Origin of the sequence: Mesorhizobium sp. L103C119B0 (assembly GCF_000502235.1) — a bacterium.
GTDB lineage: Bacteria > Pseudomonadota > Alphaproteobacteria > Rhizobiales > Rhizobiaceae > Mesorhizobium.
Genome location: NZ_AYXE01000018.1, coordinates 96087 through 115087 on the forward strand (window position 1 = coordinate 96087; position 19001 = coordinate 115087).

General features: G+C 62.9%; 17 protein-coding genes. 3 read left to right on the top strand and 14 right to left on the bottom strand.

Annotated features, from left to right (window positions below; all coding sequences use genetic code 11):
* Positions 1-2 precede the first annotated feature (2 nt).
* From X728_RS141845 to X728_RS141835, 3 genes are all read right to left on the bottom strand, one after another.
* Positions 3-989, bottom strand: a complete 987-nt coding sequence (locus tag X728_RS141845) for an ABC transporter permease (protein WP_023672350.1) — start codon at positions 987-989, stop codon at positions 3-5.
* A gap of 44 nt (positions 990-1033) precedes the next feature.
* Positions 1034-2572 (bottom strand): sugar ABC transporter ATP-binding protein, encoded by a 1539-nt coding sequence (locus X728_RS141840; RefSeq protein WP_023672351.1) that lies wholly within the window; start codon positions 2570-2572, stop codon positions 1034-1036.
* Positions 2573-2694: 122 nt separating this feature from the next.
* Entirely contained in the window at positions 2695-3657 is a 963-nt protein-coding gene (locus tag X728_RS141835; RefSeq protein ID WP_023672352.1) for a sugar-binding protein, read from the bottom strand.
* 580 nt (positions 3658-4237) lie between these two features.
* On the opposite strand from X728_RS141835, the gene X728_RS141830 reads away from it, so the two are divergent.
* The gene (locus X728_RS141830; RefSeq protein ID WP_023832680.1) at positions 4238-5341 is read left to right on the top strand and encodes a LacI family DNA-binding transcriptional regulator; all 1104 of its coding nucleotides are present in this window, start codon (positions 4238-4240) and stop codon (positions 5339-5341) included.
* A 218-nt stretch (positions 5342-5559) separates the two neighbouring features.
* The gene (locus X728_RS1000000171105) at positions 5560-5742 is read left to right on the top strand and encodes a hypothetical protein (RefSeq protein ID WP_196815106.1); all 183 of its coding nucleotides are present in this window, start codon (positions 5560-5562) and stop codon (positions 5740-5742) included.
* Positions 5743-6097: 355 nt separating this feature from the next.
* On the opposite strand, the gene X728_RS141820 is transcribed toward X728_RS1000000171105, so the two are convergent.
* The 10 genes from X728_RS141820 to X728_RS141775 form a co-directional block, all read right to left on the bottom strand.
* Positions 6098-6685: a hypothetical protein gene (locus tag X728_RS141820; RefSeq protein ID WP_031195837.1), complete on the bottom strand. Its 588-nt coding sequence runs from the start codon at positions 6683-6685 to the stop codon at positions 6098-6100.
* Between the two features lie 547 nt (positions 6686-7232).
* Positions 7233-8144 (bottom strand): ABC transporter permease, encoded by a 912-nt coding sequence (locus tag X728_RS141815; RefSeq protein ID WP_023710456.1) that lies wholly within the window; start codon positions 8142-8144, stop codon positions 7233-7235.
* Positions 8141-9241, bottom strand: coding sequence for an ABC transporter permease (locus X728_RS141810; protein ID WP_023671209.1), 1101 nt, complete (start codon positions 9239-9241; stop codon positions 8141-8143). Before X728_RS141810 ends, X728_RS141815 begins: the two co-directional genes overlap by 4 nt.
* A complete protein-coding gene (locus X728_RS141805; protein ID WP_023832682.1) occupies positions 9238-10761 on the bottom strand; it encodes an ABC transporter ATP-binding protein in 1524 nt (507 codons plus the stop codon). Before X728_RS141805 ends, X728_RS141810 begins: the two co-directional genes overlap by 4 nt.
* A 3-nt stretch (positions 10762-10764) precedes the next feature.
* Positions 10765-11862, bottom strand: a complete 1098-nt coding sequence (locus X728_RS141800) for a BMP family ABC transporter substrate-binding protein (protein ID WP_196814159.1) — start codon at positions 11860-11862, stop codon at positions 10765-10767.
* 26 nt (positions 11863-11888) lie between these two features.
* Positions 11889-13268, bottom strand: coding sequence for an amidohydrolase (locus X728_RS141795; protein WP_023700478.1), 1380 nt, complete (start codon positions 13266-13268; stop codon positions 11889-11891).
* A 1-nt stretch (position 13269) separates the two neighbouring features.
* Positions 13270-13929 carry a glutathione S-transferase family protein gene (locus X728_RS141790; protein WP_023689145.1) on the bottom strand — a complete coding sequence of 220 codons (660 nt, stop codon included), beginning with the start codon at positions 13927-13929 and terminating at the stop codon, positions 13270-13272.
* Positions 13926-14771, bottom strand: a complete 846-nt coding sequence (locus X728_RS141785) for an aromatic ring-hydroxylating dioxygenase subunit alpha (protein WP_023689146.1) — start codon at positions 14769-14771, stop codon at positions 13926-13928. Before X728_RS141785 ends, X728_RS141790 begins: the two co-directional genes overlap by 4 nt.
* Positions 14768-15421: a Rieske 2Fe-2S domain-containing protein gene (locus X728_RS141780; RefSeq protein WP_023832683.1), complete on the bottom strand. Its 654-nt coding sequence runs from the start codon at positions 15419-15421 to the stop codon at positions 14768-14770. The genes X728_RS141785 and X728_RS141780 overlap by 4 nt, the downstream gene beginning before the upstream one ends.
* A gap of 156 nt (positions 15422-15577) precedes the next feature.
* Positions 15578-15811, bottom strand: a complete 234-nt coding sequence (locus X728_RS141775) for an acylphosphatase (RefSeq protein ID WP_023832684.1) — start codon at positions 15809-15811, stop codon at positions 15578-15580.
* A 519-nt stretch (positions 15812-16330) separates the two neighbouring features.
* Here X728_RS141775 and X728_RS141770 point away from each other — a divergent pair.
* Positions 16331-17683 carry a site-specific integrase gene (locus X728_RS141770; protein ID WP_023699405.1) on the top strand — a complete coding sequence of 451 codons (1353 nt, stop codon included), beginning with the start codon at positions 16331-16333 and terminating at the stop codon, positions 17681-17683.
* Between the two features lie 690 nt (positions 17684-18373).
* Here X728_RS141770 and X728_RS141765 read toward each other — a convergent pair.
* A partial coding sequence (locus tag X728_RS141765; RefSeq protein WP_023750813.1) for an adenylate/guanylate cyclase domain-containing protein occupies positions 18374-19001 on the bottom strand: 628 nt, incomplete at its 5' end.

The window sequence follows — 19001 nt, forward strand, 5'->3', positions numbered from 1 at the left end:
CGCTACTCCGCCGCGACAGTCTTCCGGCTGGCATCGAGCATCAGCCGCCTTGCGCGGAACACGCCCCATTGCTGGTCGACCAGCACGCCGATCAGGATCACGCCGCCCATCACCGCGAAGTTGAGCGAGGACGGGATGCCGAGCAGATTGACCAGGTTCTGCAACTCCTGCAGCAGCACGGTGCCCAGGATGACGCCGACCAGCGAGCCTTCGCCGCCGCGCAGCGAGAAGCCGCCGAGAACGGCGGCGGCAATGGCGTAGAGCTCGTAGAACTGGCCGTGGCTGGCCGGCGAGATCGAGCGCGTGTACATGGCGAAATAGATCGCCGACAGCGCCGTCAGCACGCCGCAGATGACATAGGCGGCCATGACGACACGGCCGGTGCGAATTCCCGAATATTTCGCCGCCTCTTCGTTCTTGCCGATGGCATAGAGGTAGCGTCCGAACACCGAGCGGTGCAGCACCACCCACATGACGATCGAAATGACGATCAGTGCGATGAAGCTGTTGGGCACGCCATAGCTGCGGCCCGCGGTGAGGAATTCGAGCTCGGGAAAATTCTGGCCGAAGGCGAAGCCGGCGGTGCCGTCGGCGGTATAGAAACGGGCGACCCCGCGATAGATCAAAAGGCCGCACAGCGTGACCACGAAGGGCTGCAATTTCAGCCTTGTGATCAGCCAGCCATGCGCCAGTCCGATGATGCCGCCCAGCACCAGGATCAGCGGCAGCGCCAGCGGCCATGGCATGTCGCGCACGGCGATGAAATCGATGAATAGCGTGCCGAGCAGCGCCACCAGCGATCCCACCGACAATTCGATGCCGCCGGTAATGATGACGAAGGCCTGGCCGATGGCGAGGATCCCGAACAGGCCGATCAGGTTCGAGGTGTTGGCGAGGTTGATCGGCAAAAGAAAGCGCGGGTTGATGGCGGTCACCACGGCGCCGACCACCAGGATCAGGATCAGCAGGCCGAGATCTTTTTTGCTCATCGTCTTCTCCCCAATGCGCCGGACCGGCAATCGCCTGAAGCCCGCTAGTTTGCCGGCTTGCCGACCGCCAGCAACAGCACGTTTTCCTGGCTGAATTGTTCTTTGTCGAGAATGCCCGAGATCTGGCCCTCATGCATGACGGCGATGCGGTCGGACACGCCGATCACCTCTTCCATGTCGCTGGAGATCATCAGCACGGCCACGCCGGCATCGGCCAAGGCTCGCATCAGCCCGTAAATCTCGGCCTTGGCGCCGATATCGATGCCGCGCGTAGGCTCATCGAGGATCATCACCTTCGGGTTCATCGCCAGCCATTTGCCCAGCACCACCTTCTGCTGGTTGCCGCCCGACAGCGTGCCGGTTCGCGTCTGCACCGACGGCGCCTTGATGCCGAGATTGCTCTTCTGCTTCTCGGCGGTGGCGGTCTCGGCGCTTGCCGACACCAGTCGACGCTTCGCATGCGCCGGCAGGTTGGGCAGCGAGATGTTCTGCGCGATCGACAGGTCAAGCAAAATGCCGGTCAGCTTGCGGTCTTCCGGAACCAGAAAAATGCCATGCGCGACCGCATCGGCCGCCGAACCCAGCACAAGCGGCTTGCCGTCGAGTTCGAGCCCACCGCCAAGCGTGCTGTCTATGCCGAAGAACACCCGCGCCAGTTCGGTGCGGCCGGAGCCGACAAGGCCGGCGAGGCCGAGGATTTCACCGCGCCTGATGTCGAGGTCGACCGGCCGGGCAGGGTAGGCGGGGGTGCGGATGGCTTTGGCCGAGAGCGCAGTGGCGCCCGGCGCCCGAGCCGCCTCGGAGGCCTTCTCGCGCTCCTTCAGCATGCGGCCGATCATCAGCTTGACCATCTGGTCGTGGTTGATGGCGCTCTTCGGCAAGGTGCCAGCCAGCATGCCGTCGCGCAGCACCACGACGCGGTCGGCGACGCGCTCGACCTCATGCAGCCGGTGCGAAATGAAGATGACGCTGATGCCATCGGCCTTCAGCGCCTTGATGACGTCGAGCAGCTTGTCGGTTTCGGCGAGCGGCAGGCTCGACGTCGGCTCGTCGAGGATCACCAGCCGCGCCTTGATCGACAGTGCCTTGGCGATCTCGACCATCTGCTGCTGCGCCAGCGACAGCGAGGCAACCGGCGTATCGGCGGAGAAATTGGCGCCGACGCGCTTCAGCAGTGGCGCCACCATTTCGCGCAGCTTGGCGCGGTCGACCAATCTCAGCGGCCCGCCGCGCAACGGCTCGCGGCCGAAGAAGATATTGGCGGCAACATCGAGGTTTTCGAAGAGATTGAGTTCCTGGTGGACGAAGGCGATGCCCGACCCCAGGCTGCCTTCGACGGTGAGCCCGTCATGCGCAACGCCGTCGACGGTGATGGCGCCGCTGTCCGGCCTGGTGACGCCGCCGAGGATCTTCATCAAGGTCGATTTGCCGGCGCCGTTTTCGCCGACCAGGCCGATCACCTCGCCCGGCCTGACCTCCATGGAAAAGCCGTCCAGCGCCACCACGCCCGGATAGGTCTTGCGCACGTTCTCGAGGCCGAGGAACGGGGTGGTTGCGACGATAGATGGGTCGGAATAATTCATCACGCCATATTTGATCAGGCTTGCCAGCAGCCGGTGGGCTACAGACTGACGGGCCTTGGCCGACCCGTCAACACGATCGCCGGCTCAAGGCGAACCCTGAGCCGGCGCAACTGCTCGTGGTCTCAGTTTCCGGACATCGCCTTCAGATTGGCGGCATAGGTGTCGACATCGTCCTTACCGATGATCTTGGTCGGGATGATGATCAGGCCGCCTTCCGGAATGCCTGATTTGTCGCCCTTGAGATAGGCGGCCATCAGCTTCATGCCCTGATAGGCCCATTCGAAGGGCTGCTGCACGACGGTGGCCGCCACGGTGCCTTCCTTGACGCCGCCCAACGTGATCGGATCGTCATCGAAGCCGACGACGGTGATCGAGCCGAGCTTGCCGGCGTCGCGCAGCGCTTCATAGATGCGCGGCGTGTTGTAGGAATAGAAGCCGACCATGCAGGTGATGTCGGGGCTGGCGACCAGCGCGTCCTCGACATTCTTCTTGGCGCGCGCCTGGTCGATGTCGTCGCCGCGCACGTCCACCAGTTCGATCTTGCTGCCGGCGAGGCCGTCCTTCATGCCCTGGATGCGTTCCTTGGCATTGTCGGCGCCGAGCAGGCCGACGAAGCCGAGGCACTTGCCGCCGTCCGGCATCGCTTTCTTGGCGATCTCGGCCGCCTGCTTGCCGGCGTCGACATTGGACGAGCCGATATAGGCAACACGCTTGGTCTGCGGGGCATCGGAGTCGGTGGTGAACAGCGCCGTTTCCGACGCTATCTTGTTCAGACCGTCGGTCGAGGTCTTGGGATCGACGGCCGAGACCATGATGCCCTTGACGCCGGCGGTCACCAGATCATCCATCAGCCGCTGCTGGATGGCGACCGAGGACTGCTCGGGATATTTGAGTTCGAGATTGTAGTCGGGCAATTCGGCCTGCGCCTTCTTGACGCCGGCTTCGGCGGCCTTCCAGAAATCGGAAGCGCCGTTGACGACGAAGGCCAGCGTCGGCTTGTCGTCGGCGCGCGCAATGGCTGTCGCGGTCAGGCCAAGCAGCAGGGCTGCGGTGGCCACGGATGCATGTCGTATCAAGGATTTCATGTTCAACCTCCCGTTTTGGCTCAGTCGTCGGACTGAACCGATCTTGCATTCACTGACTTGCCGCTCGCGATTTGGACGCCCTCCTCCTCAGGGGTTCCCGGCGCTGAAGAATGGCGTCGTCGGTCGCGATCACGGACATTAGAGACTCATCCCGTGCTCGTAAATAGTCTGATTTGTCTGACATATCACATGTCCGAGACCACGCTTGCGGAGGCAAACCCCGCTCGCCATCGGGCCATTCACGTGCACTTCTCGCCGCACGGGTCCCACCTGACCGGACACGGCGGATTGACGTTACAGCGTCGTTTTGTATTAGTAAACACTATTAGCAGAGGTCCCGCGCGGACACTCGGCGGTGGCCCTAGGTCTAGTTTTCCCGAACAGGTGCAGCACCGCTTCGCGCAAGCAGATGCCTTGCAGTCCTCGAATTTCACGCGGCCCGCAGCGGCATGGCGGGGAACTTCAAAGCTGCTAATAAAGATAAACGCCTTCGACTATTTCCATCGGTCGACGGCGCGACACCATCTTGTCGGTGTGGCAGGCTTGCGACTAGACAGGCTGGGGATTGGGACGCAATGCCATGAGCGAGACGAGGGATCCGGACGACACGGCGAAGCGGCGCAAGGCGCCGGCGAGAGCCGCCAAGGGCGGCCGCGTCACCATGACCGACATCGCCAGGGCAGCCGGGTGCTCGCAGGCGACCGTCTCTTTCGTGCTCAACGATTCGCCCGGCATCCGGCTGTCGCAGCAGACGCGCGAGCGGGTGATCGACGCCGCGCGTGCGCTCGGCTACGCAGCACCCGCCTTCTCGGCGCTGCGCAAACCTGTTCCCGCCTTCGATGGACTTGACAGTGTCATCGGTTTCGCCGTCGACCAGCTGGCGACAAGCCCGGAAGCCGTTGTCGCCATCGAGGGCGCGCGCCAGGCGTCGTGGAACGCCGGCAATGTGTTGCTCGTGGCGCAGACCATGGGCGACTCCGTCATGGAGCCGCGCGCCATTGCGGCGCTCACCAGGCGCGGCATCTCGGCGCTGGTCTACATGACCATCTTCACCCGCGAGATCACGGCACCGGACTTCCTCTACGGCCTCGACATCCCGGTCATCCTGCTCAACTGCTACACGGCCGATTATGCCTTCCCGGCCGTGGTGCCGTCCGAGATCGCCGGCGGCCAGAACTCGACCCGGCATCTGATCGGCCACGGCCACCGCCGCATCGCCACCATCACCGGCGAGCCGTGGATGCAGGCCGCGCAGGACCGGCTGAAAGGCTACCGCAGAGCGCTCGCCACCGCCGACATCCCGTTCGATCCCGAACTGGTGGTCGAGGGCGACTGGTCGGCGAGCGCCGGCTATGCCGCGACCGTTAAGCTTTTGGCGCTCAAGGAGCGCCCGACCGCCATCTTCTGCCAGAACGACCGCACAGCCATCGGCTGCTACGAAGCGCTGAAGGAGGCGGGCCTGCACATCCCGCAGGACATCTCCGTCGTCGGCTATGACGACGAGGAGATCGCCCGCCACCTGTTCCCGCCGCTGACAACATCGATCCTGCCGCACATGGCGATGGGCCAATGGGCGATCGAACAGCTCGAAGTGCCGCCGCCTCCCGGCCGCGGCCGCTATCCAATCACCAAGCTGGAATGCCCGCTGGTGCAGCGGGATTCGGTGGCAGCTGTGGCTGGATAAAGCTGAACCAGCCCATCCCGATGCAAATCGGGATGGGTCTGTTTGGTGTTTGCGCCTCAGGGCAGGGTCAATCCGGGAACGTGCCGCGGTTAGAACCGCAAGACGACGAAGGAGCGCCTGCGATAGCAGCGCCGGCGCAACCGGCCATGCCGCCAGAACGTGCGGCAGTGCCGTCTCCAGACATGCCGCCTGTGGTGGCGACGATGGTGCCATCGCCGATGCGAGATCTGCTCGACATCGCCAGCGCCTTCGTCGTCATCAAACGAATTGGCATCCTGCTTGTCGAGTTCATCGAGAATGCCGTTACCGACATTGGGAACCCCGGCCACGGCCTCGAGAGGCCGAACCGCGGTAGCAAGCGCCGCGGCCCCCGCAACGCCAAACAATGCTGTCAAGAATGATCGCCGATCCATCAAAACCTCCATCAGCAAGACAAGGCTAACATGACGAGCCTAACACAAAGCAGCTAGAGCGGGTGATACAAAAGGCCAGAGGCGAATCTTCGAGCCGGCCCAAACGGGTGACCGGACGGACGGCAGAGGTCGGAGCAAGGCCGCTACCGGGCGGCGCGCTTCCTTCGGCTCGGCGACCAAGCCATGCGGAATGCCGCCGATGAAAGCGCACAGCCTGAGCGGTTCCGCCTTTCCGCGAAACTCTGAACCGCTTGGCAAAGCTACCCCCTAAGAATGCCCGCCACCTTGCGGCAGTGGCTGGCTGAGAGACTGACGCCCCACGGCAGATGCGATGTTGCGGTACTCAGCGCCGCGCCAATATCCGGCAGAGCTCCTTCAGGTCCCGGTCGTAGGTGCCCTTGCCGCTGAGCACGCTGGCGCAGCGTTTTTTCATCTTGGCGATCTGGCCGGCCGACATGGCGCTGATGGCAACCACCGCCGGTCGCGCCGGCACCGCCGGCGTGTTGGGATCCCTGGGGCTGGTGGTCGTTGTCTGTGTGCCAATGCCGACGCCGACCCCGGCCGTCACTCCACTGCCCACCCCGACCCCGGCGCCGACCCCGACACCGCTGCCGACGGTTGCGCCGACCCCGACCCCGACGCCCGCGCCGACCGATACGCCTGCGCCGGCGGTAACGCCGCTGCCAACCGAGGCGCCGACACTGGCGGTGGTGCCGCTGGTGCCTCCGACCGTCGCTCCGGCATTGACGCCCTTGCTCCCGCCGACCGAGACACCGACGCCAAGCCCGCCGCCACTGCCGCCGACCGAAACACCCACCCCACCGCTGCCGCCGATGCCCACACTGAGCCCGCCCGCGCCAGCCGGAAAGCACAAAGCTACGGAAACCGCGCCGCCGGCCAAGACCTTTGTTAAACTTTTAAAGAAATCCATAACGCCGCTCCCCGTGCTGGTTGCCTGGACGCAGGTTGAACAGCATCCGTTACCAATATGATTACGCGAGTGTAGCGTTTTTAGTTTCTGCAAGAATAGGTAGTATTGGAAATCGTTGTTATAGCTTCTTGCGGCGACCGGAATATATATTTTGGAATTGGCGGAAAAAATCGAGGATTTGCGGTTAGACTCGGAACCTTAGACAGGCAGGACGAGTGCTCGCATGCGGGAATTTACCGGGCGCATGCCTCAGGCCATGTTGCGACGCCGCTTCGCTAGGCTGCGGTGGAGAATGGACCCTCGAGAATGGGGCTCGTACTGCAGAAAAGGGGACGATCCAAGAAACCCGTGACGATCTCCACCGATGTCGGGCGCGTTGTGCGCCACATCGTTCCGCTGCTCGCAGTCGACGGCGTCAGCGCTACCCTTGCGGGCATACCTTCGCCCCGTTTGGCGTTTCTGCCCTTTGGATCGGATGCCGATCGTCCGCTGGCGTTTCGAATCTCTTCAACTTACGCCGAGTTTCGCAAATCCACTTTAATCCCGGCTAACGTTCGAAGGGTTCGCCAAGCGAGGCGACACCGTTCAGCCTGAGCAAGCGGCGGTCCGCCGAGATGACACCGAGCACGACGATCGTAACGAGATAGGGAAGGCTGGAAAGCAGTTGCGATGGCAAGTCCAGACCGGTCGCCTGGGCGGCGAGGCTCATCAGCGAAACCGCACCGAAGAGGCAGGCACCCAGGAAGATGCGGCCAGCGAGCCACGTACCAAAGACAACGAGTGCGATCGCGATCCAGCCACGTCCGGCAATCATACCGTCCGCCCAAAGGGGCGTGTACACCGCCGCCGCATAGGCGCCGGCAAAACCCGCCATCATGCCACCAAAAGCTATGGCCGCGATACGGATAGCGATGACCGGATAGCCGATGGCATGGGCTGCCTTGGGATTCTCGCCGATTGCCCTCACGACAAGGCCGACTCTCGTATAGGCAAACATCGCCCAGATCGCAAACGTCACGGCAAGGGAAAGCCATACGACGACGTCCTGGACAAACAGCCTGCCGACTACCGGGATTTCCGAGAGGCCGGGAAAGGCAAGTTTCGGGAGCCCCTTGACCGTCAAGCTCTCGTAGCTTTTGCCGAACAGCGCCGAAAGGCCCTGGCCGAGAATGCCGATCGCAAGGCCTGTCGCGACCTGGTTTGCCCGGAATCCGAGTGCCAGCACTGCAAAGACGAGGGACAGGACGGCGCTACCGAGGCCGGCGGCAACGAACCCCAGCAGGTGTCCACCGCCGTGGTAGACGACGATGAACGCGAGCACCGCGCCGAGGGCCATCAGGCCCTCTACGCCGAGGTTAAGAACGCCGGCGCGCTCGACCACCAACTCGCCGAGTGCGGCAAGGAGAAAGGGGGTTGCCGCTGCGAGCATGCCCGAAATAATGAACTCGACGGCGTTCATGGCTGGCTCAGGTGATGGGGGCGGCGCCACTCGATGCGGTAGCGCACGAAGGCCACAGCGCCGAGATAGGCGAGCAGCAAGCTGCCTTGGAAGACGCGGACGGCGGCGATCGGCAGGTTTGCCGACACCATCGCATTGTCGCCGCCGATATAGAGGACAGCCATAAAGAGCGCGGAAAAGATGATGCCGACTGGATGCAAGCCGCCGAGATAGGCGACAATGATGGCCGCATAACCGTAGCCGGTCGAGATCGAGCGCTGCAGCTGGCCGAGCGGCCCCGCGACTTCCGCCGCGCCTGCCAGTCCCGCCGCCAAGCCACCGATCAGAAGCGATAGCCAAATCGCACGCCCTTCGCTGAAGCCGGCGTAACCGGCCGCGCGCGGGGCAAGGCCGCCGACCTTGAGCTTATACCCCATGAAGCTTCGCTGCATGAAAACCCAGGCCACCAGCGAGAGCGCAAGTGTGATGAGCAGCGAGACGTTGACGCGGGTACCGGTGATCAGGGTCGGCACCATCGCGTCGTTCTGAAACATGACGGATTGTGGGAAATTGAAGCCGGCCGGGTCCTTCCATGGGCCGAGCAGCAGGTAGTTGAGGACTTGCGCCGCAACGAGGCTCAGCATCAGGGAGACCAGGATCTCGTTCGCATTGAGCCTGACGCGCCAGAAGGCGGTGATAGATGCCCAAAGTGCACCGCCGAGGGCACCGAGAAGCAGCATCAGCGGCCAGATCCACTGCCCGGTCGCCTGCGGAAACCAGACGGGGATCGCCGAGGCGAAAATAGCGCCCAGGATAAACTGGCCCTCCGCGCCGATGTTGAACACTTTTGCGCGGAAACCGATCGCCAGCCCCTGCGCAATGAGGAGAAGGGGCCCCGCCTTCAGCAGCACCTCCGCAAACGATGCCCAGGAGAGGAACGGCTCGAGAAGCATCGCGTACAGGACGGCCGCCGGATCTCGGCCTATCAGCACATAAAGGCCCAGATTGAGGATGATCGCCATGCCAAGCGCGACAGCCGGGGCCAGCATGGCCGCGACGAGCGAGGCATGCTCCCGGCGGACGAGCGCGGGGAGGAACGGCGCGGCCCAAACGCTCATGCAGGAACCTTCTCTGGCGAGGCATGTGCTCCGATCATGTATCTGCCGATGTCTTCGGGGCGCGTGTCCCGCGTGACCAGAGGCGGACTCAGCATTCCATGATGGAGCACCTGGATGAAATCGCAGAGTTCGAAAAGTTCCTCGAGTTCCTCGGAAATTACGAGGATCGCCACGCCCAGGTTGCGCAACGCGATGAGCCGCCTTCTGATGGCGGATGCAGCGCCAATGTCTACACCCCAGGTCGGCTGCGCCACGAAAAGCAGTTTTGGCGACAGCATCATCTCGCGACCGACGATGAATTTCTGCAAGTTGCCGCCGGACAGCGAGCCCGCTTCGGCATCCGGGCCGGAGGCGCGGACGTCGTACCGACGGATGCATTCGCTGGTGAAAGCCGTCGCTCCGGCGCTGTTGATGAGGCCGCGCCTCACGAGATCGAAAGGATGGGCGGTAAGAACGGTGTTGAGCACGAGCGACATTTCAGGGACCGCGCCGCGTCCCAGCCGGTCTTCGGGCACGAAGGCGAAGCCAAATCTCCTGCGCGCGGCCGCATCGAGTGCGCCTACGTCGCGGCCCATCATGTAAATCCGGTCGCGTTGTTCCTTCAGCAGCATCGCTTCGCCCGAGATAAGCGCGGCAAGCTCGCCTTGGCCATTGCCCGATATTCCGGCTATGCCAAGGATCTCGCCTGATCGTACCGTGAGGCTGATGCCGGAGAGCGGCGTGGCAAAGGGGTCGTCCGGCGTGTAGTCCATGCCGATTATTTCCAGCCGCTTCTCCCCCTCGGGCATGGCCAACGCGGGCATCACCTCGGGCATGTCGCGGCCGATCATCATCCGGGCGAGGTCGTGCGCATCATAGTCGCGCGGGTCGACGGTGCCGATAACGCGCCCTCCACGCAAGACCGTCGCCTGGTCACAGATCGTGCGAATTTCCTCCAGTTTGTGGGAGATGAACAGGATGGACACGCCGCGGTCGCGAAGGCGCCTGAGCGTGTCGAACAGCTTCTTCACCGCCTGCGGCGGCAAGACCGAGGTCGGCTCGTCGAGAATGAGCAGCTTCGGGTCCGTCATCAGGCAGCGGATGATCTCCACCCGCTGCCGTTCGCCGACCGAGAGCGCGTGCACATCGGCGAGAGGATCCACTTCAAGGCCAAAATCCTGGCCGAGGCTGCGGATGCGCCCCGCCAGCTCCGCCTTGCCGCCGGGGACGACGAGCTGGATGTTCTCGACGACAGTCAGCGTCTCGAACAGCGAGAAATGCTGAAAGACCATGCCGATGCCCCTGCGCCGTGCCTCAGCCGGCGAGGCAAGGCGCAGATGCTCTCCGTTCCAGACGACGGTGCCTTCGTCCGGCTGTTCAACGCCATAGATGAGCTTCATCAGCGTCGATTTGCCCGCCCCATTCTCCCCGAGAATCGCATGGATCGATTGGGGCGCCACGTCCAGATCGATGGCTTGGTTGGCCCGGACTTGGCCGTAGCTCTTCGAGATGCCGCGGAGCGACAGAAGGGGCGGGGTCATGACTTACTTCGGCAGTGGTGTGGTGACACCCTTGACGTGCCAGTCCATCGCGACGATCTCGGGATCCGCTATCGTCGCACCGGCGGCGGCGGCTTCGCTGCCGTCGGCCTTGGTGATTGGACCTGTGAAGGGCGAGAAGCTGCCGTCGGCGATCTTCGCCGCCACTTCCTTGATCTTCGTCATCGTGTCGGCTGGGATATCTGAGTTCCAGTCCACGACCTCCACCACCTTTTCGGCGACGCCGAGGAAGGTGTTGGCGCCCTTGAAAGTTCCGGCGAGATGGGCATCCACGGAAGCCTTGAAGAAGGGCGACCAGTCTGTCGCGATGCAGCCGAGATATTTCTTCGGTGCATATTTCTTCATCGACGAATTGAGGTTGAACGCGTAGACGCCAGCCTCCTCGCAGGCCGAGATCACGGAGGGTGTGTCCTGCGCGTTCGAGAAGATCACGTCGCAGTTCTGTGCCATCAGCGCCTTGGCGGCTTCCTGTTCCTTGGCCGGGTCGAACCAGGAGTTCACCCAGACGACCGATACCTCGATATCGGGATTTACGGTCTGTGCGCCGAGCGTAAATGCGTTGATCGAGGTGATCAGCTCCGGAATGGCGAAGGCCGAGACGGAGCCGACCTTGCCGGTCTTGGAAAGAGCTGCGGCGGCTATGCCGAGCAGGTAAGTGCCCTGGAAATACTTCGCCGCGAAGGGCGAGAAATTCGGCGCGGTCTGGAAGCCGGAGGCATGCAGCACGGTGACCGCAGGATCGCGGCGGGCGATCTGTAATGCACCATTCTGGTAGCCGAATGAGCCGGCGATCAGGAACTTGTTACCGTCGGCGACGGTCTTGTTCATGATCCGGTCGGCGTCCGGCCCTTCGGCGATGTTCTCGATGACGGTGATCTTCACCTTGTCGCCGTATGCGGCCTTGACCGGCTCGAGGCCGGCGGCGAGCGCATGGCCCCAGCCGACATCGCCGACCGGCGACGGGAGCACGAGCGTGATACCGAGCGGCTCGTCGGCCGCAAAGGCGGGACGGCTGCCAAGCGCGCCGGCAAGCCCTGTCGCGGCAAGGCCCTTCATCAGAGTTCTGCGGGTCAGATAGTTCAGCATGTCAGTTCCCCTGTCTTAAGTTGTTAGAATTCCACCGCGGCAAAGGCGGCTTCCGCGTCCGCAGCAAGCCGGGCCTCGTTCAGCCCGGTAAACGCACCCTTCTCCCAGACGATGCGGCCGTTGATCATGGTCATGTCGGTGGGCATGCCGATACCGACCTTGGCGATCAGGCTCAATGGATCGTGGCGCGTGCCGACATAATCCATGCGGCGCGTGTCGATCGCGAAGAGGTCGGCGCCCATGCCGGGCGACAGTCGGCCGATGTCATTGCGGCCCAGAAGCGCGGCCCCGCCCGTTGTCGCATAGCCGAGGAAATCGACCGGCGCAGGCACGGGATGAGCGCGCGTCGAGGCCGCCAGGCATTGCAGCATGTAGGCGGAATGGATGCAGTGCATGAGGTTGGAATTGTCGTTCGAGGCAGCACCGTCGCAGCCGAGACCGACGCGCAGGCCAAAGGCGGACATGGCGGGAATATCAGTCACCTCCGCACCCACCAGATAGACCGGCTCCGGGCAATGCGAGACACCGGTGCCGCTCGCCGCCATCAGCCGCAGTTCGTCATGCGTCAGCTCCCAGCAATGGGCATAGAAAGTGTCTCGGCCGGCAAATCCGAGGTCCTCGAGATAGTCCACCGTACGCATGCCATGGCGGGCCTCGATGATCGGGCTTTCGCCCTCGCCGACATGGGTGTGCATCCGCACCCCGCGATCACGCGCCAGCGAAACCGATTCCACGAAGGTCTCGCGGTAGCAGTTGACCGGCTGGCAGGGAGCGACCACGACCTGACGCATGCTGAAGGGACTGGTGTCGTGATAAGTGTCGATGAGGCGTGCGCAGTCGGCAATGAATTCGTCCGTGGTCTCCAGCATCTCGTCTGGAATGGTCGAGCCTTCCGATTTTGGCAGCGTGTTGCCGCCGCGGCCGGCATGGAAACGCATGCCGAGAAGATCGGCCGCTTCGAACTGCCGGTCGATGAGCCGTTTTCCGGCATGGCGCGGAAAATTGTACTGGTGGTCGAAGGCCGTCGTGCAACCGTGCTTTATCATCTCTGCCATCGCCGTGATCGAGGCGTGGTAGAAACAATCCTCGTTGAGCCGGGAGAAGATCGGATAGATCCGGTCGAGCCATTCGATGACCGACAGCTTCGTCCAGTCGAGTTCGGCACGGTTGCGCACAAAGCACTGAAAGAAGTGATGGTGCGTGTTGACGAGGCCGGGATAGACGAACCAGCCGTCGGCGTCCTGCACGATAGTACCGGCCGGCAACTCGCTTCTGTGCAGGCCTTGCCCGATTGCCTCGATCTGCGGGCCATTCGTCAGCACATCGACATTGCGCCGGACGCTCGGACCCCTGCCCTCGTCGGTGATGACCGCTGCGCAATTCTTCAGGAGATAGCCGGTCACCTCACGCCTCGTCCAGCATGGGTCGCGGTTCGGGCTTCAACTCGTGCAGCCGGTGGATACCGGGCATCTCGATGAAATTGTCGAGGCTGCGGAGCGCTCGCGACCAGAGCCGGATCGTGGGATACGAATCGAGGGAAACGCCGCCGTCGGGCGCGAGCGCGACATAGGGAAAGCAAGCAATGTCGGCAATCGTCGGCCGGTCGGAAGCGAGAAACCGGTCGCCACGCATTTTTTGTTCGAAGAGGCCGGCTTCCAGCTCACGTAGTGCCGCTATGCCATTGGCCTGAAGCGCACCGATGTCACCGGGGCGCAGCAGCATCTCATGCAGGCGCGCGCCGCCGAGGTTGGCGGTCAGCCTGTGCGAGAAGGAAAGCCATTGCTGGATGCGCGCCGTCTCCTCGGGGGCGCCGCTGCCGAGCCAGGCCGGTGCTGCCTTCGCGGCGAGATAGCCAAGCATGGCGGAAGACTCGGTCAGGATCAGGTCGCCGTCTTCAAGGATCGGGATGGAGCCTCCCGGATTAAGCGCCATAAGCTCGGGGCCACGATGCTCGGCGCCGGGATGGAAGTCGACCGGGCGGATTTCGAGCTTCACACCTGACAGCGTCGCCATCAGGCGCACCTTGTAGCAACTTGGGGAGAGGATGTAGTCGTAAAGCTTCACTGTGCCACCAATTGCGCGCCGTAGGTATAATTGTGGCGCTTCAGCCAGCGGCGATAGGCGACCGAGGTCAGGTCGGCGCGCGTCGGGATTTCCATGCCGGGATCGAGCGGCAGAAGACGCGGGATCTGGTTTTCGAGGATCGAGCGGTCCTGCAGGAAAATCGTCTGCTGGAAATGGATGAGGTCGGTCTGTGGCGTCTCGTCATCGAAAAGCGCCATCCACGGCCAGACGTCGCAGAGATCCTCGGCAAGCGGTTGGACGAATAGCGTAATGACATCCCATTCGCCCGGGCGCGGCGGGCAGGTCTTGTAGAGGACTGAGCAGGTCGGAGCCGGCACGCGGTACATGTATTCCGTCGTGATACCTCCGCTCGCGGATTTCGCCGCCTGCGGCTGGTAGAACTTCACCTGGGTCGCCCAGACCTCGTCCTCTTCCTCGCGGATCTCGACCTTGTAGTTTTCGACCTCGGTATGCGGCTCCGAGCCGAGGATGTCGGTATGGACGAAGGGGAAGTGTGCGATGTCGAGGAAGTTCTCGACGGCGCGGAGCGGCGAGCAGCGCACCCGCACCACGCCGACATCGACGAAGCGGCGCCCGGGCTGGTCTGCCTCGGGAATTGGGAAGACCGGTTTCTTCGGTTCGCCGAGCGACGACCAGATATGGCCATAGCGCACCGAAACCGGCAGCACGCGCCCGTTTTCGCCTGTCACTTTCGCCGCGCCATCGGCGTCGAGCGCAACCTTGATCGGCTCGTCCATCAGGGTGGTCTCGCGCCCATAGCGGTCGAGCCGGCTGAAAAGCCCGACCGGATACCATTCGTCGCGCATCGCATCGTCGATCATGGCACAGCCCCTTTCGCCTCGATCCCTTCGGCCATGCGCCGAAGGCTCTCGGCGGCTCGCGAGGCGGCGATGCGCTCGGACGCATCGCAATCGGCTGGAACAAGGACGTGGATCAGCGTCTCGCCGGCTTCCTGCGGGATAGGCACCAGGCGGATTGCCGGCGCGCCGGGCGCCTGCCAGACGTATCCTTCAACGGTGGCCTTCGTACCGGCAGCGACCGAGAGTGCCGAACATCCGGCGCGGGCCGTCAATGAACGGAGCGGGACGTAACCCTCAAAAAGGGGTGGCTTGCCGTCAGGCTCTCCATCAGCGACCCAGATGATCCCGCCCGCCTCTTCGACCAACCGGGTCGCAACGCGAATCGTCTCCGGCGGCGTGAGGCTGGGATGGGCAGGAATGCGCAGGCACTGACCGGCCTGCGAATAGGTCCAGCCGTGATAGATGCAGGAGAGCGCCTCGCCGCGCACGAAGCCATGGGAGAGGCGCATGCCGCGATGCGGACAGCGATCCGCCGATGCCGCCAAGCGCCCCGATTGGCTTCGCCAGAGGGCAATGGGACCGGCGGGCGTCCGCGCCGGCATTACCTGTCCTGTTGGCAGATCCTGGGTAAGGGCGACCGGCACCCAGGTGTCCGTCTTGTCGGACAGCATGACCTTACTTTCCGTACTGATACTACTGTTTCCCGACCAGAGAGATGCCGGCGCAAGGAGTTGGCGAACCGCTCGATGCGGCTGACGTATGCATAATAATTTCGCAATTGCAATATTGGTTAAATTAAGTGCAAACCGAGGTAACCACACGCAAAGCTATATGTTTTTTTGCTCGACAGGCGCGCGGTCGATCGTCTCGACCCAGACCTCAATGGGCCCAAGCGAACATCCCATCTCCATCATGTCGATCAGCTCCGCCGCACCGGCAATATCGAGTTCGATGCGATCGGTGCTTGCATGAGCGATGTGGTGCGCGAGACCGAGCTTGGCCGCATGGCGCATGATCCAGGGCACGAAGGACGCGGGTTCGAGGTGGCCGCGAATGGTCATCCGCTCATGCAAGCGGTGTTGACTTTGCTTCATCACGAACGGAACGCGCGCCTTGGTGTCACGGTCAGCAGCATAGCGTCTGACTGAACGGGCGGAAGTGGTAATCGACGCGCCAATAACACCGTATGGACTGATCGGCTATGCCTGCACCCGGGCACTGATGCATGTCGCCCAGAAGTGCCGCGGTTCTGGAACAACGACATGCATTAAACAAAGACTTTAAAGCGATCGCATGAATCCGTTTCAGCGCGACGCGCTTTTGGGTTATCTAAGCTAATGTAATACATCGGTAAGTTGGCGCACCCGACAGGATTCGAACCTGTGACCTCTGCCTTCGGAGAATGGATAGTGGCTTTCGCCGAACCTATCCGTTTCCATCCGAATGTGCGCTATGCCACTGAAATCACAAAAGAACTTTGAAATCGATCAGCGCCGACGGTACGACGGGACGGCTCAAACCCCTCCCTGCCGTGCTTACGCTTTGCTTACGCAGGGATTCTGTCAAGGAGACACCCTAGCATGGCGAAGCTGACCAAACGAACCATCGATGCCACCAAAATCAAGTCCTCGGACTATGTGATATGGGATGAAGAACTACCCGGTTTTGGCTTGCGTGTCTTCGCTTCGGGCAAGCGCAGCTATGTTCTGCAGTACCGCAGTGCCGGGCGCTCGCGTCGCTACACGATTGGCCTGCACGGAGTTTGGACTCCTGAGGAAGCCAGGCGCGAGGCGAAAGTGCTGCTGGGTCAGGTCGCAAGGGGCGGCAACCCTGCAGAGGAGCGCAAGCTTGATCGCGAGGCGATCACGGTCAAGGATCTCTGCACCCGCTACCTCGAAGATCTCAAGAATGGGCTCGTGCTCGGGAAAAGGGGACGGCCAAAGAAAGCCACGACAATCTCCACCGATGTCGGGCGCGTTGAGCGCCACATCGTCCCGCTGCTCGGCAGTCGACGGGTGCGAGATTTAGCCAAGTCCGACATCACCCAGGCTATGAAGGACATCATGGCGGGCAAGACACGCGCGAACGTCAAGACGGACAAGCTGCGGGGGCGCGCGATCGTGCGCGGTGGAGCGGGCACGGCGGCTCGAACGATAGGTCTCTTCGGTGGTATTCTCACCTATGCGGTCGAACTCGGCATCATCGAGCAGAACCCTGTGCATGGTGTTCGCAAGCCGAAGGACAGGGTTAACGCGCGCCGCCTCAGCGAGCAGGAGTATCGCACGCTGGGCGATATTTTGCGGAAAGCGGCCGCGGACGGGCAGCACGAGGCCACCGCGGAAATGATCCGGGTGATCGCCCTGACGGGCTGCCGGCGCAGCGAAGTGATCGGCCTACGTTACGGAGAAGTCGATGTTGAGGGCAGTTGCCTGCGCCTGACCGACAGCAAGGAAGGAGCGTCGGTGCGTCCGATCGGTCTGCCGGTCCTGGAATACCTCGAGGATCGCCGCCAAGAGGAAGAGGGCGCCGAAAATTATGTCTTCCCTGGCTGGGAGGATGACACGCCATTCGGGAGCTTCCCCAGGCACTGGACGAAACTACTCGAGAAGACCGACCTGGCCGGTATCACACCCCATGTTCTGCGGCACAGCTTCGCTAGCATCGCCAACGACCTTGGGTTCACCGAGGCAACAATCGCCGCCTTGGTCGGTCATTCACGAGGGTCGGTGACGAGCCGCTACATCCATACTGTAGATACCGCACTCATCATGGCGGCTGACAGCATTGCTGGCTACATTCAGGGCCTGCTGGACGGCGTAGCCTTCAGACATACCTCCTATGCGCTCGATCGGAATTCGAGGAAGTTGGCGCTTGCCCACTTCCTGGGAAAGCCGACACCGAAAGGAAGGAGTGCCGAGCGATCCGCAGCGTGATCGAACGTCCGCTTCGCGCTTCATATCGGTCGTCGAAGCCCATCTATGCGTTCTCCAAAAGCGGACCTTGCTAGCGCTGGCGGTTTGATCGGGGCTACGCCGACAGCAGCTATTCGCAAGGCCTTGAAATGAATGGCGGCAATAGCGACCGCCAGCTTCGTGTGACGCCGCTGAACTCCGAACGTGAAAACTTGTCTCAAACCTTTAGCACCAGCGCGCCGGTCGTTCGTCGAGACTCCAGATCGCGATGGGCCTCGGACGCTGCTGCAAGATCGTAGGGCCTTGGAGGCTCGACCTTGATAACGCCCAGTCGGAGCGCGGCAAAGAACCGGTTCAATTGCAGAGCAAGCTTTTGCGGTGCATCCGTATAGTGGGCGTAGTTAGGCCGGGAAATCGTGACGGACTTCGAAGAGAACCGACCGATGTCCCAGTTGCCGACTGGGCCTGACGCCTGGCCAAAACTAACGAGATGGCTTCGGCCCCCGAGCGCTGCCAGCGACCCGCCGAAGGTGTCGTTGCCGACAGCATCATAGGCGACATCCGCTCAGGCGCCGCCAGTCAGTCGCGTGACCGCCTCGGCGAAATTCTCTCGCGAATAGACGATGACTAGCAGATGACGCTCGATCCGGTTCGCGCCGACTGACCTCCGGCATCGTAGGGAGTGTGCGAGGCCGGCATTTCGAGCCCGCCTTACCTCAATTTTGCTGGCAAGGCGATCGGCACCGCCGCGCCGCGCGGCACGACCAGCACGCCGAGCGGGCGCGCACGGCCGCGGATGTCGATCTCGCGCGCCTCCGCGCCGGGTAGGTCCATGCCCGAAAGCCGCACCGTCGCTTCGGAGACGACGATCTCCGCCTGGAATTCCTTCGCCGCGGCCTCCAGCCGGCTGCCGACGTTGATAGTGTCGCCGATCGCGGTCACGTTCGTGACCGCGCCGTAGCCCATCGAGCCGACGATCGCCTGGCCGACATGGATGCCGATCGCGACCTTGATGGTGGCGCGCAGTTCCTCGGCAAAGTCGTCGCTGAGGGCGCGAACCCCTTCGACGATGGCGCTGGCGGCAGAAAGTGCGTTGCGGCATGCCTCGCCGCGCGTGGTCTCCAGCCCGAACAGCGCCATGGCGCCATCGCCGACGAACTTGTCGACGCGGCCGCCTGAGCTCTCGACTGCGCGGCCGATTACGCCGAAATAGCGGTTGAGCAGGAAGACCACGTCGAATGGCAGGCGCTGGTCGGCCATCGCCGTGAAGCCGCGCATGTCGCAGAACATCACCACCACTACCTTCTCGTGGCCGGGATCGCTGGCGGTTGCGCCGAGC